Genomic DNA, 22,846 nt, shown 5'->3' with positions numbered 1-22,846 from the left:
AACTTCCCCCGCGTAAAAGTCGTGGCGCCGAGCGCTCGAACGGACACGTGCCTGATTTCACGTTGAAGAGGTTTCCCCCGATGCGCAAGACGGTTTTGTCGCTGATGTCGGTTGCTGCACTGGCCCTGGCTGGCTGCAACAACGCTTCCAATTCGTCCCAGCCGGCGGATGCTTCCGCGCCCGCCTCCGCGAACACTGCCGGTGCCGTGGCCAAGGCGCCGAGCCAGGTGAGCGGCACGATCTCGCTGCGCGCGGGTTCGCCGGCGCCTTCGGAAAAAGCCAGCCTGGTGCTGAACCTGGTCGACGTGTCTTCCACCGCGGTGGGTTCGGCGCCACTGGCCAGCAAGACGTCACCGGCCGGCACGTTCCCGCAGGCGTTCACGCTCAGCTTCAATCCGGCCGATGTCAAGCCGGCCGATCTGTACGTGATCCAGGCCACCCTGACCGACGGCGAGCGTCAGTACACCATGCCGATCCAGGCCCCGGTGCTGGCCAAGGGCAGCAACAACGACGCGGTGGCGATCCAGCTGCAGGCCGAACAGACCCCTGCCGAAAAGCTGCTGGCGGATTTCGCCGACGTGAAGGCGCAGATCGGCGGCATGAAGATCAGCCACGGCACCAAGCTGGAGAAGGACGACTCGCGTGGCTGGCAGCTGTTCCGCCAGGCGGGTGAAGTGAAGTACATCCGTGAAGAAGTCGACTACGGCGACAAGGGCTATACCAGCACCGATTACGCCTACAAGAACGGCAAGCCGTGGGTAGTCGTGCAGGAAACCAAGGCGAACCGCGACGGCAAGCCCAGCGCGATCGACCGCGCCGGCTGGAGCGACGACGGCACGCTGGTGCTGCAGCAGCATCAGGTCGGTTCGGACGTGCAGCCGCTGGATGCCGCCGCCGCCGCAACCATGAAGAAGGACGCGATGTCGATCCTCGGTATCGCCACCGGCGGCAAGAACAAGTAAGCCGTCTGGACGTCCAAAAAAAAGCCGCCGGGAAACCGGCGGCTTTTTTGTTGCGCGGGCGTCGGCTCAGAACTTGATCCGGAAGCCCATGTTGAAGCTGCTGTTCTTCTCGCTGGTGTCGCTGAAGCGGCTCTCGTAACCGATCCAGCTGGTGATCGTCGGCGTCAGCTCGGCGGACAGGCCGAGTGAGACATCGCCCCATGCCTTGTCCGGCGTGAAGCCGCTGATCGCAAACGACCCGTTCATCGTATTGAGCCCGGTCGTCACCATGCGCGTGGCATCGGCCTTGCTGTCGCGGTTCCACGCCAGCTCGGCGTAAGGCGCCATCACCAGGTTGGCGACCTGCCAGTGCCCCTGCAGGCGCCAGCCCAGGCTGCCGACCAGGGCTTGGCGATGCTGCCGGCCGAACCACATGGCGGTCGCGTCGCTGCCGCGCTCGTGATAGCTGTCAACGGTGATGTCCTGCCAGTCCAGGCTGGCGAACGGGCCGGTCTTGATGTCGTCCATGTTGAACCACCAGCCGCCGCTCACGCCGACGCCGTAGTGTGAACCGTTGGTGTCGCCGGTCTCGCTGATGTTTGCGGCGCCAATCTGGAAGTTGCGCTTGATCCCGCTGAAATCGGATCGGCCGAGGTGGCCATAGCCGCTGACGTAGCCACCGCCGAGGTGATAGGTCACGAAACCGAGCGCCGAGTAGTCCTTCATCTCGTAACCGCCGCCGCCCTGCATGTGCGCCGCATCGTGACTGACGCCAAGCGCGGCACCCGCGGACAGGCTGTCGCTGGTCTTCCAGTCATAGCCGAGTGTCAGGTTGGCGTTGTTGCTGTTCAGCGCCGGCGAGCTGGGCGTGGCGTCGAAGCGATGCGTGGCATAACCGACGTTGACGAAGGCGCGGGTGCCTTCGCCCAGGCTGTCCTTGGCCATCTGCATGTCGAGGGTGCTGCCGTAGGCGTTGGCCGCAGCCAGCGGCGCCTCCGGCAACAGCGAGATCTGCTGCGGCGCCTGCAACTCCGACATCACCACCTGGGCCAGCATCGCGTGCGTGGCCGGGGTCGGGTGCACGCCATCGGCGAACAGGTAGGTCTGAGCTGCCCCCGGCGCCACCAAGGTGCTGCCGTCGCAGTCGTGCGAGCTGCCGCCGGCGTCATTGCAAGCCGGCGTGGTGATGTTGGTGAAGCCGTATTTTCCCGGGTTCGCGATGATCTGCTCGAACAGGCCAAACGTATTGACGCCCAGGGTATGCGTGCCCAGCCCGGCGTTGAGCGTCGCGTTGTAGGACTGCGACACGCTGGTGAGGTAGGCGCTGATGCCCGGTACGAGGGCTTCATTCGCGTGCGCCGACGGCGTCGCGCCGATGTCCGGCAGGTTGAAAACGACCACGTAGTTCGCGCCGGCCTGCTTGAGCTGGTTGATCAACACCAGTTCCTGGGTTGCCGCGGCATTGATGTTGCCGCTGGCCTGCGCCGCGGTTTCGCCCAGCGACGGGATCAGCGTGTGCAGGCCATACTGGGTGGAGTGATAGAAGATGTCGTTGGCGCCGCCCCAGACCATGTAAAGGCTGTGCGGGTCGGCCTTGGCACCGTTGGCGAGATAGCCCGTCACCTGCTCGGTGATGGTGGGGATGGCCGGGTCCGGACCATTGTCATCGGTGACCACGCCGGAGCCACCGAAGGCGTAGTCGCTGCCACCCACGCGGGAGGGTTGCAGGTTGAAGCCATAATTCCTGGCCACGATCTGCACGGTGACATCGCCGGGATTGACGGTGAACTTGGTGTAGTCGTTCAGCGCGGTGGAGAAAAACTGGCCGGTGTCGCTGAGGCTGTCGCCGAATACCACGACATTGTTGAATGGCACCGACCCGGCGTGCGCGGCGCCGGCGCAACCGAGGGCCAGCGCCAGCGCACTGGCGAGCTTGCGCGAATGGAACATGGTGACACTCCTTTGTTCGTTAACGAGAAGTTAGATGGCGCGTATCCTGACGCATTCCATACGTTTGCGCATGCTGCGCTGCGTACAGGTACTTCGTGGCCAGCTTGGCAGCTCCAGCCACGGGCTTCAGCGCTTGATGGCGCGTGACATCGCGTCGGCGAAAGCGCTGTTGGCGGGGACCGCCACCGGTTTCGGCGTGCTCTCGCGCGGTCGTGCGCCGCGCGGATTGCGGGCATCGCCACGCGTTTCATCACCACCACGCCCACTGCGCGCCTGTCCGGGTTCGTCGTCCAGTCGCATGCTGAGGCCGATGCGCTGGCGCGGCAAGTCGACCTCCATCACCTTGACCTTGACGATGTCGCCGGCCTTGACCGCGTCGCGCGGATCCTTGACGAAGGTGTGCGACAGCGCCGAGACGTGAACCAGACCATCCTGGTGCACGCCGATGTCGACGAAGGCGCCGAAGGCGGCGACGTTGGTGACGCGCCCTTCCAGAATCATGCCCGGCTTGAGGTCCTTCACGTCCTCGACGCCTTCGGCGAAGCTCGGCGCCACGAACTCCGGGCGCGGATCACGGCCGGGCTTTTCCAGTTCCTTGAGGATGTCGCGCACGGTCGGCACGCCGAATTTTTCGTCGGTGAACTGCTCGGGCTTCAGGCTGCGCAGGAAACTGCTGTCACCGATGATGCTGCGTACTTCACGACCGCATTGCGCGATGATCCGCTCGACCACCGGGTAGGCTTCCGGGTGCACCGAGCTGGCGTCCAGCGGGTTGTCGCCGCTGGACACGCGCAGGAAGCCGGCGCATTGCTCGAACGCCTTGTCGCCCAGCCGCGGCACTTTCAGCAGCGACTTGCGGTTGGCGAACGGACCGTTGGCGTCGCGATGCTTGACCAGGTTCTCCGCCACGCTGGCGCTGAGCCCGGCGACCCGCGACAGCAGGGCGGCCGAAGCGGTGTTGACGTCGACACCGACTGCGTTGACGCAGTCCTCGACGCGGGCATCGAGTGCACGCGCCAGCTTGATCTGGTTGACGTCGTGCTGGTACTGCCCGACGCCGATCGCCTTCGGCTCGATCTTCACCAGTTCGGCCAGCGGGTCCTGCAGGCGTCGCGCGATCGAGACGGCGCCGCGCAGGGTCACGTCCAGGTTCGGGAATTCCTTCGCGGCGGTTTCGGAGGCCGAATACACCGAGGCGCCCGCTTCACTGACCACGACCTTGGCGATCGCATGCGCAGCGTCAGCCTTGGCCAGGCCCTTGATCAGCTCACCGGCCAGCTTGTCGGTTTCGCGCGAGCCGGTGCCGTTGCCGATCGAGATCAGGTCGACATGGTGCTGCTTGCACAGCCGCGCCAGTACAGCCAGCGACTCGTTCCACTGCCGCTTCGGCTCCAGCGGATAGATGACATCCGTGGCCACCACCTTGCCGGTGGCGTCGACCACCGCGACCTTGCAGCCGGTACGGATGCCCGGATCCAGCCCCATCACCGTCTTGGCACCGGCCGGGGCGGCCAGCATCAGGTCCTTCAGGTTGTCGCCGAACACGCGGATCGCCTCGTCCTCGGCGCCTTCGCGTACGCGGCCGAACAGATCCAGGGTGAGGTGCAGGTGCAGCTTCACGCGCCAGGTCAGCCGCACCGTCTCGCGCAGCCAGGCATCGCCGGCGCGGCCGCGATCATGGATGCCGGCGTGGGCAGCCACCCGACCTTCGGCTTCGAGATGGCCCCGCTCGCTGTCGGCAGCGGGCGCCAGCTCGATCTCGATCACGCCCTCGTTGCGCGCGCGCATCAGCGCCAGCAGACGGTGCGAGGGAATCTTGCCGAGCGGCTCGACGTGGTCGAAGTAGTCGCGGAATTTCGCGCCTTCGGTTTCCTTGCCCTCGACCACTTTGGCGCGGATCTGCCCCTGCACCCACAGCCAGTCGCGCAGCTCGCCGACCAGGTGGGCGTCCTCGGCGATCGACTCCATCAGGATCGCGCGCGCGCCGTCCAGCGCGGCGCGCACATCGGCCACGCCTTTTGCCGCATCCACGAAGGATTCGGCGAAGGCTTCCGGAGTCAGCGTCGGATCTTCCCGCAAGCCCAGCGCCAGCGGCTCCAGTCCCGCTTCACGGGCGATCTGCGCCTTGGTGCGGCGCTTGGGCTTGTACGGCAGGTACAGGTCTTCCAGCCGCGCCTTGGTATCGGCGGCGAGCAGGTCGGCCTTCAACGCATCGCCGAGCTTGCCCTGTTCTTCGATGCTGGCCAGGATCGTCGCGCGGCGGTCTTCCAGCTCGCGCAGGTAATGCAGTCGTTCTTCCAGCAGGCGCAGCTGGGTGTCGTCGAGACCGCCGGTGATTTCCTTGCGGTAGCGCGCAATGAACGGCACGGTGGCGCCGCCGTCGAGCAGGTCGACCGCCGCGCGGACCTGGGCGGTGCTGGCGGCGATATCGGTGGCGATGCGTTGTTCGATACTTTGCATGAGCAGCTTTCAATTCCTTGCAACGGCGCGGGCGCCGGGTGAACGGGTTGATCGTCGATGATAACAAGCGCTTTCGCTGGTGCGGTGGCGCAAATGCAAGCGGCGCCGCGGATCGACCGCGGCGCCGCTTGCATGCCCCACATCGCCGTCGTCAGGCGTTGAACGAGTTGTTCTTCCTGGCCGCGGACGGGTTGGTGTTGAATTCGCTGGCGCGGCCGTTCAGCACCAGGGTGCCGCAGATCATGTCGTGCAGGCCCTGCTTGCGCTGGGTCCAGGCCACCATCAGGAAACCGATGGCGAAAATGATCGCGCTGAGGATCTTGGCGAAGTAGCGGCCGAAAGCCCGCGCAAAGCTGATCCGGTTGCCATCCAGGTCGGTGACGCGGATGCCCAGCGCCAGCTTGCCCACGGTGCCCTGCCAGGCCGAGCTTTCGCAGATGGTGAAATAGAGGATGCCGATCACCATGATCAGCAGCATCGCCGGCCACATGGTGCTGTAGTAATGCATGTTGGCGGCCATCAGCGCGTCGGGATTGCCGACGCCATCGAGGGCGGCCTGCTGCAGGGCCGCCTTGGCGGCATCGCCGCCGAATGCCTTTTCGATCAGCATCTGCGGGATGTACAGGATGATCGCATCGAGAATGTAGGCAGCCACGCGCTTCCAGAAGCCGGCATAGTCCTCCAGTGCCGCGGCGGTGGTCTGCGGCAGCAGCGGTGCGGCAGGCGCGGCATACGGGTTGCTGCCCGGACTGGCCGTGGGTGCGGCGCTCACCGCGTCGGGAAACAGCACCGACAGCGGCTGCCAGTCGGCGAGGCCTTCGTACCAGGCCAGGTCGGCCGAGCTGACCTGGCCGCTGCGCAGCCATTCGCGCACGTCTGCTTCCTTGTAGGGGCCATGTCGTTCACCGTCGCGGCCGATCCAGATTTCCATTGCGCACTCCCCGGGCTGGTCAAAGTGGGCATGATGCCATGACCCGGTGTGGCGCCGGCAAGCTCAGGCGGCGTCGCGGCGCTTCAGGTGCACCAGCAGCAGCGAAATCGCGGCGGGCGTCACGCCACTGACGCGTGCTGCCTGACCGACGGTAGCCGGTAGCGAACGCTTGAGCTTCAGCAACACTTCGGCGGACAGTCCGCGCACCTTGTCGTAGTCGAAACCGGCCGGAATCGCCTGGTGTTCCTGGCGGCGCTGGCGCTCGATCTCCTCGCGCTGGCGTTCGAGATAGCCGGCGTACTTCACCTGCACCTCGACCTGCGCGGCGACATCCTCGGCCGCGACCGTGGGTCCCAGTTCGGCCACGCCGGCCAGGCGGGCGTAATCCATTTCGGGGCGGCGCAACAGGTCGGTCGCGCTGGTTTCGCGGCTGACCGTGATGCCCAGCTGCCGCTGTACCGCCGCGCCGAGCGCGTTGGTTGGCGAGATCCACAGCGCGCCCAGCCGTTGCAGTTCGCGCTCCACCGCGTCGCGCTTGCGGCGCAGCGCATCGAAGCGTGCCTGTGCGACCACACCCAGCGCGAAGCCCTGCTCGGTCAGGCGCAGGTCGGCATTGTCCTCGCGCAGATGCAGCCGGTATTCGGCGCGCGAGGTGAACATGCGGTACGGCTCGATCGTGCCGTTGCTGGTGAGGTCGTCGATCAGCACGCCGATATAGGCCTCGTCGCGCCGCGGATACCACGGCGCCTTGTCCAGCACCGCGAGCGCGGCATTGAGGCCGGCGATCAGGCCCTGCGCGGCAGCTTCCTCGTAACCGGTGGTGCCGTTGATCTGGCCGGCGAAGTAGAGTCCGCCGATGGCCTTGGTCTCCAGCCACGGGTTCAGTCCGCGCGGGTCGAAGTAGTCGTACTCGATGGCGTAGCCGGGACGGGTGATGTGGGCGTGCTCGAAGCCCTTGATCGAGTGCACCAGGGCCAGTTGCACGTCATAGGGCAGCGAGGTCGAGATGCCGTTGGGGTAGATCTCGAAGGTGTCCAGACCTTCCGGCTCGATGAAGATCTGGTGCGAGGATTTCTCCGCGAAGCGCACCACCTTGTCCTCGATCGAGGGGCAGTAGCGCGGCCCGACGCCCTCGATCTGGCCGGTGTATAGCGGCGAACGGTCCAGCGCGCCGCGGATGAGCTCGTGCGTGCGCTCGGAGGTGTGCGTGATCCAGCAGCTGACCTGGCGCGGATGCTCGTCGCGCGAGCCGAGGTAGGAGAACACCGGCATCGGCGTGTCGCCGGGCTGCTCGTCCAGGCCGCTGAAGTCGATGCTGCGCAGGTCGATGCGCGGCGGGGTGCCGGTCTTCAGCCGGTCGGCGGCCACCGGCAGTTCGCGCAGCTTTTGCGCCAGCGTGCTGGCCGGCGGATCGCCGGCACGGCCGCCCGCATAGTGCGCCTGGCCGATGTGGATCTTGCCGGCGAGGAAGGTGCCGGCGGTCAGCACGACGCTGCGAGCGCTGAACGACAGGCCCATCTGGGTGACCACGCCGGTGACGCGGCCGCCTTCGATGATCAGGTCGTCCACCGCCTGCTGGAACAACTGCAGATTCGGCTGGGTTTCCACGAGCTGGCGGATCGCCGCCTTGTACAGCGCGCGATCGGCCTGGCAGCGGGTGGCGCGCACGGCCGGCCCTTTCGACGCGTTCAAGGTGCGCCACTGGATGCCGGCGCGGTCGGCGGCGTGTGCCATCGCGCCGCCCAGCGCGTCGATCTCCTTGACCAGGTGCCCCTTGCCGATGCCGCCGATGGCCGGGTTGCAGCTCATCTGGCCGATCGTTTCGATGTTGTGACTGAGCAGCAGGGTGCGTGCGCCTGCGCGCGCGGCAGCCAGCGCCGCTTCGGTGCCGGCGTGGCCGCCGCCGATCACGATGACGTCGTAGTGGGTCGGGTGGTGCATCAAGCTGACCTGAGCGTGCAAAAAGTGACGGAACGGGTCGACATGGTAGCGCCATCAAGCGGTTGGAAGCGTTGACTTCATGATGGCACGCTTCCTGCTTGATCCGGTCAGCACTTTCTTGGGCAGACGCTGCGCGACTACGCGCGCCGAGATCGAACTGACAGGGGTTCGATCGTGTACCGGGAAAGGAAGCAAGACGGCACCCCTCGGGGTGCCGTCGTCTTTTGTGCGGTGTGAGCTTTTTGTGCGCGCCCGCCGAACGTCCCAAATGACGAGGCCCCGCGGCTGGCAGCCGCGGGGCCTCGTGCTTTTAGATCTGGCGCTCGGCGGTCTCAGGAACAGGGGGAATCCAGGATGACCGTGTTGCCGAGCGCCAGAAACCGGAAAATGACTGACGCGAAAGCAGCGTCTGCTGCTTGGTGTTGCGGACCGATAATCACCGAAAATGCGTGAACAAGGGGTGACTGAAAAGGAAATTTGTGCCGGATCACGGCAGCTGATGACGTGCTGCGTCAGTCGCGTGATCCATGCCCGAATAAAGTGTGACCCAGTTCACGCATGGCATGGCGGTTGCATCCACTTCGCTACCAACCACGAAGGGGTACGTCATGGACATGAGCTTCGATTTCCAGCCCGTCTATCCGCGTCATGACCTGCTGATCGAACTGGGCCAGGTCGAGATGGACATCGACGAACTTTACGGCCGCAATGACAGCGACCGCGATGCGTTGCAGCCGGACCTGGAGTCGCGCATGAACAGCCTGCTCGAAGCACTCGATCACCTGGCCGTCTGAATGAAACATGCCGCCCACGTGCGTGGTGATCATTTCACCACGCATTGCCGGACGGTGTAGCGGGCAGCCCCTTTGCGCGGCGCCCCCTCGGCGGTCAGTGATTCAGCACGCTGCCGATGATTTCGGCGAGGTTGCGGGAAAGCCCGCGATGCGCCCCCAGCTCCACGATCACGCTTCGCGCCGCCTCGCGTCGCTTCGGCTCCAGCCGCTGCCAACCGTTGAATGCCGTGGCCAGCCGCGCCGCGACTTGCGGATTCAGTGCATCAAGCGTCACCAGTCGCTCCGCCAGCAGGCGATAACCGGCACCATCCACACGATGGAAACCGCTCGGGTTGTTGCGCACGAAAGCGCCCAGCAACGACTGCACGCGGTTCGGATTCTTGAGCGTGAATGCGGAATCGTCCTCGAGCATGCGTACCCGCGCCAGGGCCGGCTCACCGGGCAACTGCGCCTGTACCGAGAACCACTTGTCCAGCGCCAGCGCGTTGCCGGCGTGACGCGCGCGAAACGCGGCGAGCACCGCGCCCGCCTGCGGGGCGCCGTTGCGCACCAGCACCGACAACGCGGCAAGGCGGTCGGTCATGCCGGGAGCTTCATGGAACTGCCGCTCTGCCACGGCGCAGGCGCCGTCATGGTCGAGCAGGACCAGCAGTTCCAGCACGCGGCGCTTCAGGCGGCGCCGGGCCTGGCTGGCCGCGTCCAGTGCGATCGAGGTTTGTGCTGCCAGCGTGGCGTAGCGCTCAGCCAGCCCGCGCGCGCCCAGTCTTGCGGCGAGTCGCTGTTGCAGCTTCTGGCGCAAGTGATGGATGTGCTCCGGATCGATCGACGATTCGCGCTCGGCCAGCTCCACCTCCCCCGGCGGAGTCAGCAGGTCGGCCAGCAGGGCGTCGTCGATGGCGGCATGGTCGAACAATCCGGCCAATGCATCGGACCAGGCCAGCAAGGCCTCCTCGGTGCTGCCGTCACGGAGGTTCTCGTAGGCGCGCAGGGCCAGTTGCTGGCCAGCCTCCCAACGATTGAAACCATCGACATCGTGGGCCAGCAGCAAGGCCAGGTCGGCGGGGCCGTAATCGCACTCCAGCAGCACCGGAGCGGAGAAGCCGCGCAACAGCGACGGCACCGGTCGCGCCGGCACGGCGGTGAAGACCAGGCGCTGCTCGATCTGGCTCAGCACCACCACCTGCTCGGTATCGCCGTTGGACGTCTGGCCGTCCAGATGCAGCGGCAGCATCCGGCCATGGCGGTCGAACAGCGCCAGCTTGACCGGAATCGGCAGGGCCGGCCGGGCCTCGCCACCGGCGACGGCGGGCGCCTGCTGGGACAGGGTCAGCGTGTATTCCTGTCGCTCGATGTCGTAGTGGCCGTGCGCCTTCAGCCGCGGCGTGCCGGGCTGGGCGTACCAGCCCAGGTACGGCATCAGGTCGGTCTGGTTGGCCTCGCCCAGCGCGCCGAGGAAATCCTCCAGCGTGGCGGCGCGGCCATCGTTGCGCTCGAAATAGCGGTCCATGCCGCGACGGAAGCCATGCTGGCCCAGCGCGCCGGCCAGCATGCGCACCAGCTCGGCGCCCTTCTCGTAGACGGTGGCGGTGTAGAAGTTGTTGATTTCGCTGTACTGCGCCGGGCGCACCGGATGCGCCAGCGGGCCGGCGTCTTCGGGAAACTGCGCGCGGCGCAGCAGCGACACATCATCGATCCGCTTCAGCGGCGCCGAATTCATGTCGGCCGAGAAGCTCTGCTCGCGGAACACGGTGAGCCCTTCCTTCAGGCTCAGCTGGAACCAGTCGCGGCAGGTGACCCGGTTGCCACTCCAGTTGTGGAAATACTCGTGCGCCACCACCGCCTCGACGTGGCGGTACTCGTCATCGGTGGTCGAATCCGGGTCGGCCAGCAGGCACTTCGCGTTGAAGATGTTGAGGCCCTTGTTCTCCATCGCGCCCATGTTGAAATCATGCGTGGCGACCACGTGGAACACGTCCAGGTCGTAGTTGCGGCCGTAGGCCTGCTCGTCCCAGCGCATCGAGCGTTCCAGCGCGTCCATCGCGTAGTGGCAGCGGTCGATCGCGTCGGCCTCGGCCCAGATCTTCAGCTGCACGGCGCGACCGTCGGCGGTGACGTAGTCGCGTTCGAGCAGCTCCAGCCGACCGGCCACCAGCGCGAACAGGTAGCTCGGCTTGGGATGCGGGTCGACGAAACGCGCCCAGTGCCGGCCACCCTCGAGTTCGCCGGCGCCATCGGGATTGCCGCCGGCCAGCAGCACCGGGAAGCGCTCGCGGTCGGCGCGCAGGGTGACCGTGTAGCTCGACAGCACGTCGGGCCGGTCGGGGAAGAAGGTGATGTGGCGGAAGCCCTCGGCCTCGCACTGGGTCAGCAGGAAACCGCTTTCGCGCGGGCCGGACAGGTACAGGCCTTCCAGCGCGGTATTCGCCGCCGGACGCAGCCGCACGCGGGTTTCCAGCACGCTGCCATCGCCGGCGCCGTCCACTTCCAGCACGTTGCCGGCGTAGCGGTAGGCGGTGGCGGGCAGTTGCACGCCGTCCAGGCTGATCGACAGCAACTGCAGGTTCTCGCCGTCCAGGCGCAGCGGCTCGTCCTGCGCAGGATCGCGGCGCAGGCGCAGGCGCGAACACAGCTCGCTGGCGTCGATGCCGAGCTCGAAATCCAGTTCGACCGTCTCCACGTGCCAGGCCGGGGCACGGTAGTCACAAAGGCGGATCAACGCCGGGGCGGCTTGCTCGGGTAGTGCATGCATGGGGAATAGATGGGGCGTGGGGACCGAAAAGGATACCATGCACCTGTTAAACCACGGGAAAGTCACATGGGTGCGACGCGCTACACCGCCCGGCTCAGCCGCCTTGGCGATCAGGACATCGTGGTGCTGACGGATGTCGACGGCGGCCGTTGCATCCGCCTGGCTCGGCATGATGCGGCCTTGCTGAGCTTCGAGGCCGATCTCGATGGCACCACGCGCGACCTCGCCGATGGCTACGACAGCCCCGCCGAAATCGTGCATCGACCCGGCTCGCGCTTCGCCATCATGGTGCCGTTTGCCGGCCGCGTTGCCGATGCCCGCTATGACTTCGACGGCCAGTCGCAGGATCTCGATCCTGGCGTTGCCGGCACCGATCGCGCCAGCCGGCATGGCTTCGTGCGCGACACGGATTTCGAGGTGGCCGGCCTGGCGGCCGATGACGATTCGGCGCGTGTCACGTTGCATACCGGCGCGATCCGCCCACGGCCGGGATACCCGCATGCGATCGACCTGGTGGTGACCTTCACCCTGGATGCCGACGGCCTCACCCTGGATGCCTGCATGAAGAACGTGGGTGACAGCGCGGCGCCCTGCTTCTTCGGCTGGCATCCGTATTTCCGCATGGCCGATGCCGAGGTCGACGGCTGGCAGTTGCAGATTCCCGCGCAGACGCTGATCCGCACCGGCGCCGACCTGATCGCGCTCGCCGGCGCCGAGGCCTACGTGTCGCTGGACGACGCGCCGGCGCTGGACTTCCGCGAGCCGCGCCGGATCGGCGACAGCATCCTCGATCAGGGCTATACCGATCTGGACGTCGAGGCCGACGGCCGCATCCGCACCCGCTTGCGGGATCCGGCCAGCGGCTTCGCCATCGCGGTGTGGCAGGAACGCGGTGTGATGCATGCGTTCACCGCCGACACGATCAGCCGCGATGCGCGCCGTGCGATCGCGCTGGAGCCGATGGAGTGCATGGCCGACGCCTTCAACCGGCCCGAATGCGCCGCGGCGATCCGGCTGGAGCCCGGTGCCGAACGCCATTTCCGTTGTGGCGTGGAGATCGAATCGTGAAAGACGCCTTGCCCGGTTTCGACGATATTCGCGACGCCGCCGCGCGCATCGCGCCGCATGCGCGGATCACCCCGGTGCTGCGCAGCGCAGGGCTGGACGCGCTGGCTGGCGCCGAGCTGCACTTCAAGAGCGAACACCTGCAACGTGGCGGCGCGTTCAAGTTCCGCGGCGCCTGCAACGCGGTGTGGTCGCTCAGCGACGCCGAGGCCGCGCACGGCGTGGTCACGCATTCCTCCGGCAACCACGGCAATGCATTGGCGCTGGCCGCCGCCACCCGCGGCATCGCCGCGCACGTGGTGGTGCCGGAGGGCGCGGTGCGCGCCAAGCTCGAGGCGATCGAGCGCGCCGGTGCGATCCTGCATCGCTGCGCCGCGACCCAGGCTGCACGCGAAGCGAAGTGCGCCGAAGTGCAGCGCGACACCGGCGCCGAGCTGGTCCATCCGTATGCCGACACGCGGGTGATGGCCGGCCAGGGCACGCTCGCGCTGGAACTGCTGCAGCAGGCCGGTGCACTGGACGCGCTGATCACCCCGGTCGGCGGTGGCGGTCTGGCCAGCGGCGTGGCGATCGCCGCGCACGGCATCGACCCGGCGCTGGCGCTGTTCGGCGCCGAGCCGCTCGGCGCCGACGACGCGGCGCAATCGCTGGCGCAGGGCCGGCGGATCACCACGGTGGTGCCGGACACCGTCTGCGACGGTTTGCGCGCGCTGATCGGCGAGCGCAACCTCGATGCGCTGCGCGCCCATCGGGTCGAGGTGATCACGGTCAGCGACGCCGAGATCATCGCGGCGATGCAGCTGCTGTGGTCCGAACTGAAACAGGTGGTGGAAGTCTCCAGCGCCACCGTGCTGGCGGCGATCCTGAAACAGCCGCAGCGTTTCGCCGGCAAGCGCGTCGGCGTGGTGCTGACCGGTGGCAATGTGGATCTGCAGGCGCTGCCCTGGTGAGACGCGAGAAGCCGGGAGTGAGTGAGGAGGAGTGAGAGAAGAGTTGATGCATGGCTGCTGTTGCTCTCTCTCACTTCTCACTCCGCGCTCTGCGTCCCACCCCGCTGACCGCCAGCAACCCCGCCAGCACGAACACGATGCCGACCAGTTCCATCATCGAGGGCTGCTCGTGCAGGATCAGCCAGGCCAGCAGCACGCTGACGATCGGCACGCCCAGGCTGGACACGCTGGCCACCGTGGTCGGCAGCCGCTGCAGCACGATCGACCACAACCACCACGCCAGGCTGGACGCCAGCACCACGCTGTACACCAGCCCGCCGATGAAGGCCGTATTCCATTCGATCGCGCGCTCCGGCACCGCCAGCGCGAGCAGGCCCAGCAACGCGCCGCCCAGCAGCATCTGCCACGCCGTGAGGCTGAGCACCGACGGCGCGTGCTGGCGGAACATGCGCTTGCTGAGCACGGTACCCGCTGCCCACGCGGCACCGCCGACGATCGCCAGCGTGGTGCTCATGATGCTGCCCAGGTCATGCCATGGCTCGATGATGCAGAGCAGGCCGATCGCTGCCAGTCCCACGCCCAGCCAATGCCGACGCGTGGGCCGATCACCCAGCACCAGCCACGCCAGCAGCACCGCCCAGAACGGCATGGTGTAGGCGAGCAGGGCGACGTGGCCGGCACCGCCGCTGAGCAGGGCCAGTTGCTCCAGGCCCTGGAACGCGGTGGTCTGGCACAGGCCGATCAGCAAGGTCGGCAACAGCGGCGGCGGCCGCAACGACTGCCGCGTCAGCAGCAGCGCGGCGAACAGCACGGCGGCGCCCAGCAGATAGCGCAACGCGGCGAAATGGAACGGCCCGGCATACGCCAGCACCTGCTTCATCACCACCCAGCTATAGGCCCAGATCAGGATCGTGGCGATCAGCGCAGACAGCGCGCCGCGTTGGGGCGAGAACGATGAAGGCATGGTGGGTACAGGCGCAGGCGGGGCGACAAGTCTAACGGCGTGGGTTACGTTGTGCGGCACCCCACGACCATCCTCCCGCCATGACCACGACCACCGAGCCGCAACGTTGCCACTGGGCCGCCGCCGGCGACGCGCTGATGCGCGATTACCACGACACCGAATGGGGCGTGCCGCTGCACGACGACCGCGCGCTGTTCGAGTTCCTGTGCCTGGAAGGCGCCCAGGCCGGCCTGTCGTGGCGCACCGTGCTGACCAAGCGCGACAACTACCGCAAGGCCTTTCATCACTTCGAGATCGCCCGCGTCGCCGCGATGAGCGACCGCGAACTGGAACAGCGGCTGCTCGATCCGGGGATCATCCGCAACCGGCTGAAAGTCTCGTCCACCGGCGGCAATGCGCTCGCCGCGCTGGCGGTGATCGAGGAATTCGGCAGTCTGGACGCCTACCTGTGGTCCTTCGTCGACGGCAAGCCGCTGGTCAATCGCTGGCGCAGCCAGGGTGAAGTGCCGGCCAGCACCGAGCTGTCCGACCGCATGAGCAAGGCGCTGAAGAAGCGCGGCTTCCGCTTCGTGGGTACCACCATCTGCTATTCGCTGCTGCAGGCCACCGGGATGATCAACGATCACCTGGTCCGGTGCTTCAGGCACCGGGAATGTGCCGGCAAGGATTGACTGACAGGGCTCGGGCCATCCCATGCTGCTGCCAGCGCGTGTCAGCAGCGACGGCGCGGCGTGTGGGTTCCGCGCGCGGTGGCAGGCATCATGGCCGCGGTTTACCTGCCGGCCAGACCCGTGTTCCCACGTTCCGATTGCACCCCGGTGTTGTTTGCAGTCGCCATGCTGCTGGTCAGCATGGTGTCGTACCAGTGCGGCGCTGCGCTGGCCAAGCAGCTGTTCCCGCTGATCGGCGCGCAGGGCGCCACGGCGTGCCGGCTGGGTCTGGGTGCGCTGATCCTGCTGGCGGTGCGGCGACCGTGGCGTTCACCGCGACGCGTGCGCGACGTGCGCGCGTTGTGGGGTTACGGCCTGTCGATTGGCGCGATGAACCTGGTGTTCTACCTGTCCCTGCGCACCATTCCGCTGGGCATCGCGGTGGCGCTCGAATTCACCGGGCCGCTGGCGCTGGCCCTGTTCGGCTCGCGCCGCTGGCTGGATTTTGCGTGGATCGCGCTGGTGCTGGCCGGGCTGGCGCTGCTGCTGCCGCTGCGCGGGTCGGCGCAGGCGCTTGATCCGGTGGGGGTGATGTACGCGCTGGCCGCGGGCGTGGGCTGGGCGTTGTACATCGTGCTGGGCCAGAAGGCGGGCGCGGCGCACGGCGCCGACACGGTGACGCTGGGCACCTGCATCGCGGCGCTGCTGGCCATCCCGTTCGGGGTCGCCCACGCCGGCAGCGCGCTGTTCTCGCCGACACTGCTGCCGCTGGCCTTGGGCGTGGCAGTGCTCAGTTCCGCCTTGCCGTATTCGCTGGAAATGCTGGCGCTGACCCGCCTGCCCACGCGCAGCTTCGGTACCTTGCTGAGCCTGGAGCCGGCCATAGCGGCGATCGCCGGGGTGGGCTTCCTTGGCGAGCAGCTGAGCCTGCTGCAATGGCTGGCGATCGCCGCGATCATCGTGGCCGCGGCCGGTACCGCACTCAGCGTGCGTCGGCCGGTGGCCGAGCCGCCATTGAACTGAGCGTCGCGGCCCCGGCACTCGCTTCGTCGACAGCCAGGCACGGACTGGCGCAAGACGCTGGTGATCAGCGCGCTCGCATGGTTTCAATGCCACTTCATCCAGCAAAGGAGGCGGTGCATGAGCAAGCTCGCGATGACTTTCGGTTTGTTGACAGGCTTGGCGTGCTCGGGTCTGCCGGCTGCGGCCAGGGCAGTTGATGCCGTCCACGCCAAGGCCCAGGTCGAGCAGGTGATCGAGCGTTTCCAGTCGGCGATCCTCGCGCACGACAGGACGGCGCTGGAAAGCATGTTCATCGCCGAGGGCGGCTCCTGGTTCGAGGTGCTGGGCGCGGACGCGTACCGGCAGATCAAGGCGAAGAAACCGGGCCTGTCGCGCGTGCATGCCGACAACTACCGCCACTTCGCGGCGTTCGTCGGCGACAGCAAGCAGAGCATCGAGGAGAAGTTCTCGAATGAGCGCATCCAGACCGACGGCGCGGTGGCGTCGGTGTATTTCGATTTCGTCTTCCTGGTCGATGGCAAGACCAACAACGTCGGCAGCGAAACCTGGCAGCTGGTGCATACCGGCGAAGGCTGGAAGATCAGCGCCATGGCCTATTCGAGCTACCCAGAGCGCACGCGCTAAAGTGGCGGCCGGCGCGCAAGTCGCGCGTCGTTGTGGGGAGTTCGCATGATTCGTGTCGCCGCCGCCCGTGCTGGTGCGGCATCGTTCTGGCTGCCTTGGCTGGCCGGCGCGCCGCTGGTGCTGTGCATGACGGTGATGGCCTTGCCGGAGATCGGCTACGCACATGCGCTGCAGTTTCGCGGCCTGTACGCGCTCGCCTATCTGCTGTGGACGTTGCCGCTGGTCGTCGCGCAGCGCGCGCTGCAGCGCCGCCTGGCATGGCCGCTGACCGTGCTGGTGCTGCTGGCGCTGACCTACCTGATGTCGATCGCCAACAACGCGCTGGCGATGCTGCTGGCCGTGCACTGGCACGCGGTGCCTGCCTTCGATTGGCGCCGCCTGTTCGGCGGGCTGGACGGTTGCTGGCTGGCGTTGATCGCGTTCTGTGCCATCCACGCGGTGGTCGACCGCTATCGCGCACTCGAGGCCGAGCGCGTGCGCGTGCGCGAAGCACTGGCGCTGGCCCGCGAGGCCGAGCTGCGCGCGCTGCGCTACCAGTTGCATCCGCACTTCCTGTTCAACACGCTCAACGCCATCTCCACCCTGATCACCGAGCAGCGCAGCACGGACGCGAACCGCATGCTGGCGCGCCTGGCCGATCTGCTGCGCGCCACGCTGGCGCGCGGCGAGGTGAACGAGGTTTCGCTGGCCGAGGAACTCGCGCTGACCGGTCACTACCTGGACATCGAGAAGATCCGTCTCGGCGCACGGCTGACGCTGGAACTGCGCGTCGGCGCCGACCTGTTGCAGGCGGCCGTGCCGGCGCTGTTGCTGCAACCACTGGTGGAAAACGCGATCCGCCACGGCATCGCGCCGCGTGCCGCCGGTGGCCGGCTGCAGGTGCAGGTGGAGCGCGCGGGCGAGCGCCTGCAGGTGCGGCTGCACAACAACGGCGTGGCATCACCAGCGGATACCGAGGCGACGTCACGTCCGGCCATCGGCCTGCAGAATGTGCGTGAGCGACTGGATCGTCTCTACGGCAGCGCACACGAATTCGGCTTCGTCCTCGCCGCGAATGGCGACTGCACGGTGGAGGTTTCCATACCCTTCCGCGTCATGCCATCCAACGTCATGCTGCCCGACGCGCTGTCGGCGCCGGCGATGGTGGCTGCATGAGTCTGCGCGTACTGATCGTCGACGACGAACCGCTGGCGCGCGCCGGTGTGCGCGCCCGGCTGGAAGCGCATGCCGATGTCAGCGTGCTCGGCGAGTGTGGCGATGGCGCCACGGCACTGGCCTTCCTGCACACGCAATCGCCGGACCTGCTGTTCATCGACGTGGAGATGCCGGGCTTGAGCGGCCTGGAAGTCATCGAGGCGCTGAGCCTGGAGCAGCGTCCGCTCACCGTGTTGCTGACCGCCTACGAGCAATTCGCGCTGCGCGCCTTCGAGCTGCGCGCGCTGGACTATCTGCTCAAGCCGGTCGACGACGAGCGCTTCGCCGACGCACTGGACCGCGCCCGCGACACGCTGGCCCTGCGCCGGGGCGAACTGCCTGGCGCGCAGGCGCCGCGCTACGTCACGCGTTTCGAAGTGCGGCTTGGCCATCGCCTGCGGCTGGTCGATGCCGACGATGTCGACTGGATCGAGGCGCAGGGCGACTACGCCGGCCTGCACGCAAACGGCCAGCTGCACCTGCTGCGCGAATCGCTGCAGCGGCTGGGCGGGCGGCTCGATCCGGCGCGCTTTGCCCGCATCCATCGTTCCACCATCGTGCGGCTGGACCGGGTCGCCGAAATGCAGCCGCTGTCCAACCGCGATCATCTGCTGCGCCTGCGCGACGGCACCGTGCTGCGGGTCAGCCGTACCTGCGTCGACGCGCTGCGCGCGGCCTTGCTGGCCAGTGGCCCGCCGTCCTAGGCAACGTCGCGCCAGCGCCCGCGGCTTGCCCCGGTCTTGCCAGCATTCGCGCACGCCATTCCGCCAGACTGCCTCGTCGCCATGCATCGGGCGCGCGGCACCCCCGACCAAGGATCACCATGCAACGCCTCCCCGGACTGGACCTGCTGCGCGCCTGGGCGATCGTCTGGGTGATGCTGTTCCACTCGTACATCGTCGGCGGCGTCGGTGAGCATTTCGCCTGGCTGGCCGGCGACGGCTGGATGGGTGTCGACCTGTTCTTCGTGTTGAGCGGCTACCTGATCGGCTACCAGCTGCTCGCGCCGCTGGCACGCGGTGAGCCGCTGGCATGGCAGGATTTCTATCGCCGCCGCGCGTTCCGCATCCTGCCGGCGTTCTTCGTGGTGCTGGCCGTGTATGTCGCCTTCCCGCTGCTGCGCGAGGCGCCCGGCCTGCAGCCGGCATGGCAGTTCCTCAGCTTCACCCTCAACCTGCTGATCGACTACCAGCACAACCAGGCGTTCTCGCACGCGTGGTCGCTGTGCGTGGAAGAACACTTCTACCTGCTGTTCCCGTGGCTGGCGTTCTGGATGACGCGCCGACCGTCCATGCACCGCACGATCGCCTTGGGTCTGACGGTGGTCGCCTTCGGCATGGCCGTGCGCGGCTACGTCTGGCTGCACGAGATGGCGCCGGTGCGCGATCAGGACGGTCCGGCGTTCGGGCTGCGCTTCGTCGAAGGCATCTACTACCCGACCTGGGCCCGGCTCGATGGCCTGCTCGCCGGCGTGGCGCTGGCTGCGCTGCGAGTCAGCCGGCCGGCATGGTGGAAGCGCTTGCAGCTTCATCGCGGCCAGCTGTTCGCTGCAGGCATCGTTCTTTTCGCGTTGGCTATCTGGCTGTTCCGCGAGCGCCTCGGCTTCTGGCCGTCGGTGCTGGGCTATCCGCTGCTGTCGCTCGCGTTGGCGCTGTGCGTCGCTTCGGCCACCGCATGGCCGGCGCGTTGGTCGCTGCCCGGCGTGGGCTGGCTGGCGCGGATTTCCTACAGCCTCTATCTCAGTCACAAGCTGGCACTGCATGCGGTGGCGACATGGGTGGTGCAACCGTGGCAACTGCACGGCGGGTTGGCCTTCGTACTTTATGCAGCCGGTGTGCTGACTCTCGGCGCGCTGCTGCACTATCTGGTGGAGCAGCCGTTTCTGGCCTGGCGCGAGCGGCTTGATGCCCGGCGACTGGCGACGACGCTGCCAGCAGCGGCCGTCTGATTCGGTGGTCGTGGTCAGTCGATGGTGAAGGAGCCGATGCCATGCATCGTGCAGGAAACCGGCCGCTCCCATGCGAAAGCGGCAGCATGCGTTCAAGACGCGAGCTGCCGCTTTCATGCCACTTCACCCCATCAGGCGATGCCGTCCGGAGGTGAACCTGTCGTTACAGCGCCAGCGCGAACTTGAGCATGACCTGGCCTGACCGGTAGCTGTGGTTGAACTGGTAGTCGTACGCCGCTTCGAGTGACCACTTCGTGCTGCTGGCGACCAGCAGGCCGGCGCCCAGATCCATCAGATCCCGGCCCGGCTTGACGCCGGTGGCGGTGAACGACGGGCCGCCGCTTTCGAAGGATGCCGTACTGCTCATGGCATTGCCGCGGAACGAATGCAGCCAGTTGGCGTGCAGCTCGGGACGGATGGTCAGCGGGCCGCCGCTGGCAAGGTCGCGGGCCAGCTTCACGCCAAGGCCGGACTGCAGGAAGTCCTCGCTCTGCGCGTCGACCTTGAGGTTGACGGCGTTGCCGCCGGTTTCGCGGTAGCCCGGGGTCTTCATGCGGGTGTATTGCAGGGTGGCCGTCGGGGTAATGACGGTGCGGCCGTCACCCACGTAAAAGTGGTAGCCGGTGGCAGCGAACGCGGTGTACTGATGGCCACTGTAGTCGGCCCGCGCGGTCTCGTTGACTCCCGGGAACACCACCCGGCGCGAGCTCGAATAGTCATCCAGTCCATACACCAGGGCGCCATTGACGAACCACGCCCCCGGCGCATAACCGAGATAGGCGGTCGCCTGGTAGGAACGGATGTTGCCCCGGCTGCGCGCGTCGAGGCCGTCGAGGGTGGAGCGGGCATAGCGGACGCCGACACCGGCGGTCGTCGCCTGGCTGAGCGGAATATCCAGTCCGACCATCGCGCCATGACTGTTGTCGTTGTATCCCTCGTAGCCGTTGTTGTTGCGCTGCGTGCCGGCGGAGCCGTAGGCAGCTACCCATACTTGCGGATCCCTCTTGTCGGGCTGGCAGACTGTCGCATCGTCCTGCCGCTGCCGGTTGCGTTCGTCGGGCTGGTCACCCTGCGCACAGGGCCGCTGGGTGCCTTCCATGTGCGCGGCCCACAGTCCCTGCAGCTGCTGGGTGACCCGGTAACTTGCCTGCGAGGCAGCCAGGTTCGCGGCGCCCGGCTGGAGTTGCCCCAGCGCATCGGCGACGGCGGCAGCGTCCGGCAGCAGGGTAATGGCGGTCAGCAACGGCGTGGTGGCCGGTGTCAACGGCAGCGCATCGATGACCGGGGCGATGATCGGCGCGGTCGGGTTGGCGATCGGCGCCACCACGGTGGCCAGCGGGATCTGCGTCGCGATGATCTGCACCTTGCCGTTGGTGGTCGGCGCCGCCGAAAACAGATAGCGCGTGGTGTTGCTGGTGGCGGTGACGGTGCTGCCACTGGTGCCGCTGGTGGCATCGACGATATTGAAGATGCTGCCTACCGGAATCGGCCCGGTGACCGTCACGTGGACCTGCAGCGCGTTGCCGATGGTGGCCGCGCCGACCGGCACGATCTTGCCGTAAAGCAAGGGACTGAAGATCGTGGTGTTGATGGTGCCGGCCACCGGAATCGCGAACGCACCGGCCACGTTGAGTGTGTTGGTATCGAGCGAGTAGGCGGCGGCATTGGCCTGGCCGGTGATCAGCGCATTGCCGCCGACCACGTTGATCTGCCTGAGTCCGCTGGCAGCGCCCACGGCACCATCCAGGATGCTGTTGGCCTGCAGGGTCAGCGTGCCGGTGCCGGCGCCAGCCGTATTGGTGATGGCGGCCTTGACGGTCTGGCCCGCGCCGACATTGATGAAGCCGTCACCGGCAAAATCCATCGTCGATCCGGTGTTGCTGGTAAAGCCACCGTTGAAATTGACCGTGCCGGTGCCGGCCACCGAAAACGTCGTCGAGTAGACCGGGCCGTTGAAGGTCACCGTGTTGGCGTTGGTGCCCGCGGAAATGTTGAGGAAGGTGCTGCCGGTCGCGCCGACGAAGCCGGTCACCGTTGAGCTGTTGTTGAACAGGACACTCGCGGTATTGGCGGCATCGGTGGTGATCGCGCCACCGGGGTCATTGCCGGTATTGATGTCTTGCGCGCCCACGGTAAGCAGGCCGGGGCCTTGCGTGTCGACACCGCTGACGACGCCGACCGGGTTGACCACGCCGGGCAATACGACGACTTCGCGCGCCACGGTCAGCGGCAGCCAGGCCACCATGGCCGAGCCGAGGAGGGGAATGATGATGGTCTTTTTCACGGGGATGTCCTGCAGAGTGTGCGAACGAAGCTCGCGGTCGTGCTTGGCCCACTGGGTCAGCAGGTGCGAAATATTCGTCAGTCCCCGTTTGGCGTATCACCCCGGAGGCAAGCGTGTGTGGCCTGGAAGTGGCTGCAACCTTCCTTGCTGCGACGGCCTTGGTGCCTGCGCAGTTGATGTGGTGGCTGTGGGCGATGGAGAGGACAGCCGCTGCCGACCTGTCTGGCCGGCCGCATCGCATCCCGCGAGAAAGGTCGAAGCAACCGTTCGCATCAGGCACTGATCCGCGTGACGCAGGCGTGTACGCCTGGTTGCCCGGGCCTGGCGCCAGCGCGGCGTCGGCGCCAGGCCTTCGTCGCGCTGCAGTCGCGGTTCGTC

General features: G+C 67.1%; 17 protein-coding genes. 10 read left to right on the top strand and 7 right to left on the bottom strand.

Annotated features, from left to right (window positions below; all coding sequences use genetic code 11):
• Positions 1–80 precede the first annotated feature (80 nt).
• Positions 81–962, top strand: a complete 882-nt coding sequence (locus ACQGNJ_RS17480; RefSeq protein WP_426690518.1) for a YbaY family lipoprotein — start codon at positions 81–83, stop codon at positions 960–962.
• 66 nt (positions 963–1,028) lie between these two features.
• On the opposite strand, the gene ACQGNJ_RS17475 is transcribed toward ACQGNJ_RS17480, so the two are convergent.
• The 4 genes from ACQGNJ_RS17475 to mnmG all read right to left on the bottom strand — a co-directional run bounded on the left by ACQGNJ_RS17475 (position 1,029) and on the right by mnmG (position 8,223).
• A complete protein-coding gene (locus ACQGNJ_RS17475; protein ID WP_426690517.1) occupies positions 1,029–2,891 on the bottom strand; it encodes an autotransporter outer membrane beta-barrel domain-containing protein in 1,863 nt (620 codons plus the stop codon).
• A gap of 126 nt (positions 2,892–3,017) precedes the next feature.
• Complete coding sequence (locus ACQGNJ_RS17470; protein ID WP_426690516.1) at positions 3,018–5,351, bottom strand: Tex family protein; 2,334 nt, start codon at positions 5,349–5,351, stop codon at positions 3,018–3,020.
• Positions 5,352–5,502: 151 nt separating this feature from the next.
• Positions 5,503–6,282 carry an RDD family protein gene (locus ACQGNJ_RS17465; RefSeq protein ID WP_426690515.1) on the bottom strand — a complete coding sequence of 260 codons (780 nt, stop codon included), beginning with the start codon at positions 6,280–6,282 and terminating at the stop codon, positions 5,503–5,505.
• A 63-nt stretch (positions 6,283–6,345) separates the two neighbouring features.
• Positions 6,346–8,223: a tRNA uridine-5-carboxymethylaminomethyl(34) synthesis enzyme MnmG gene (gene mnmG / locus ACQGNJ_RS17460; protein WP_426690514.1), complete on the bottom strand. Its 1,878-nt coding sequence runs from the start codon at positions 8,221–8,223 to the stop codon at positions 6,346–6,348.
• Positions 8,224–8,831: 608 nt separating this feature from the next.
• Between mnmG and ACQGNJ_RS17455 the strand changes: the two genes are divergently transcribed.
• Positions 8,832–9,017, top strand: coding sequence for a hypothetical protein (locus ACQGNJ_RS17455; RefSeq protein ID WP_426690513.1), 186 nt, complete (start codon positions 8,832–8,834; stop codon positions 9,015–9,017).
• Positions 9,018–9,111: 94 nt separating this feature from the next.
• Here the strand turns inward: ACQGNJ_RS17455 and pepN are convergent, their stop codons facing one another.
• Positions 9,112–11,766, bottom strand: a complete 2,655-nt coding sequence (pepN, locus tag ACQGNJ_RS17450; RefSeq protein ID WP_426690512.1) for an aminopeptidase N — start codon at positions 11,764–11,766, stop codon at positions 9,112–9,114.
• A 66-nt stretch (positions 11,767–11,832) separates the two neighbouring features.
• Between pepN and ACQGNJ_RS17445 the strand changes: the two genes are divergently transcribed.
• Positions 11,833–12,834 carry an aldose 1-epimerase gene (locus tag ACQGNJ_RS17445; RefSeq protein WP_426690511.1) on the top strand — a complete coding sequence of 334 codons (1,002 nt, stop codon included), beginning with the start codon at positions 11,833–11,835 and terminating at the stop codon, positions 12,832–12,834.
• Positions 12,828–13,781, top strand: coding sequence for a pyridoxal-phosphate dependent enzyme (locus ACQGNJ_RS17440; RefSeq protein WP_426690681.1), 954 nt, complete (start codon positions 12,828–12,830; stop codon positions 13,779–13,781). Before ACQGNJ_RS17445 ends, ACQGNJ_RS17440 begins: the two co-directional genes overlap by 7 nt.
• 70 nt (positions 13,782–13,851) lie before the next feature.
• On the opposite strand, the gene ACQGNJ_RS17435 is transcribed toward ACQGNJ_RS17440, so the two are convergent.
• Positions 13,852–14,745: a DMT family transporter gene (locus tag ACQGNJ_RS17435; RefSeq protein WP_426690510.1), complete on the bottom strand. Its 894-nt coding sequence runs from the start codon at positions 14,743–14,745 to the stop codon at positions 13,852–13,854.
• 80 nt (positions 14,746–14,825) lie between these two features.
• Between ACQGNJ_RS17435 and ACQGNJ_RS17430 the strand changes: the two genes are divergently transcribed.
• The 6 genes from ACQGNJ_RS17430 to ACQGNJ_RS17405 all read left to right on the top strand — a co-directional run bounded on the left by ACQGNJ_RS17430 (position 14,826) and on the right by ACQGNJ_RS17405 (position 20,184).
• Positions 14,826–15,416: a DNA-3-methyladenine glycosylase I gene (locus tag ACQGNJ_RS17430; protein ID WP_426690509.1), complete on the top strand. Its 591-nt coding sequence runs from the start codon at positions 14,826–14,828 to the stop codon at positions 15,414–15,416.
• Between the two features lie 120 nt (positions 15,417–15,536).
• Complete coding sequence (rhtA, locus tag ACQGNJ_RS17425) at positions 15,537–16,418, top strand: threonine/homoserine exporter RhtA (RefSeq protein WP_426690508.1); 882 nt, start codon at positions 15,537–15,539, stop codon at positions 16,416–16,418.
• A 117-nt stretch (positions 16,419–16,535) separates the two neighbouring features.
• Positions 16,536–17,042 carry a Cif family virulence factor gene (locus ACQGNJ_RS17420; protein ID WP_426690507.1) on the top strand — a complete coding sequence of 169 codons (507 nt, stop codon included), beginning with the start codon at positions 16,536–16,538 and terminating at the stop codon, positions 17,040–17,042.
• A 45-nt stretch (positions 17,043–17,087) separates the two neighbouring features.
• Complete coding sequence (locus ACQGNJ_RS17415; RefSeq protein WP_426690506.1) at positions 17,088–18,197, top strand: sensor histidine kinase; 1,110 nt, start codon at positions 17,088–17,090, stop codon at positions 18,195–18,197.
• On the top strand, positions 18,194–18,940 hold the full coding sequence (locus tag ACQGNJ_RS17410) for a LytR/AlgR family response regulator transcription factor (RefSeq protein WP_426690505.1): 747 nt from the start codon (positions 18,194–18,196) through the stop codon (positions 18,938–18,940). Before ACQGNJ_RS17415 ends, ACQGNJ_RS17410 begins: the two co-directional genes overlap by 4 nt.
• 119 nt (positions 18,941–19,059) lie before the next feature.
• Positions 19,060–20,184, top strand: a complete 1,125-nt coding sequence (locus ACQGNJ_RS17405; RefSeq protein ID WP_426690504.1) for an acyltransferase family protein — start codon at positions 19,060–19,062, stop codon at positions 20,182–20,184.
• Positions 20,185–20,347: 163 nt separating this feature from the next.
• On the opposite strand, the gene ACQGNJ_RS17400 is transcribed toward ACQGNJ_RS17405, so the two are convergent.
• Positions 20,348–22,468: an autotransporter family protein gene (locus ACQGNJ_RS17400; protein WP_426690503.1), complete on the bottom strand. Its 2,121-nt coding sequence runs from the start codon at positions 22,466–22,468 to the stop codon at positions 20,348–20,350.
• Positions 22,469–22,846: the final 378 nt, after the last annotated feature.

The sequence above is a fragment of the Rhodanobacter ginsengiterrae genome, from assembly GCF_050026815.1.
GTDB lineage: Bacteria > Pseudomonadota > Gammaproteobacteria > Xanthomonadales > Rhodanobacteraceae > Rhodanobacter > Rhodanobacter ginsengiterrae.
The sequence above is the reverse complement of the archived record's forward strand: the minus strand, read 5'-3'. Positions and strand labels throughout refer to the sequence as shown.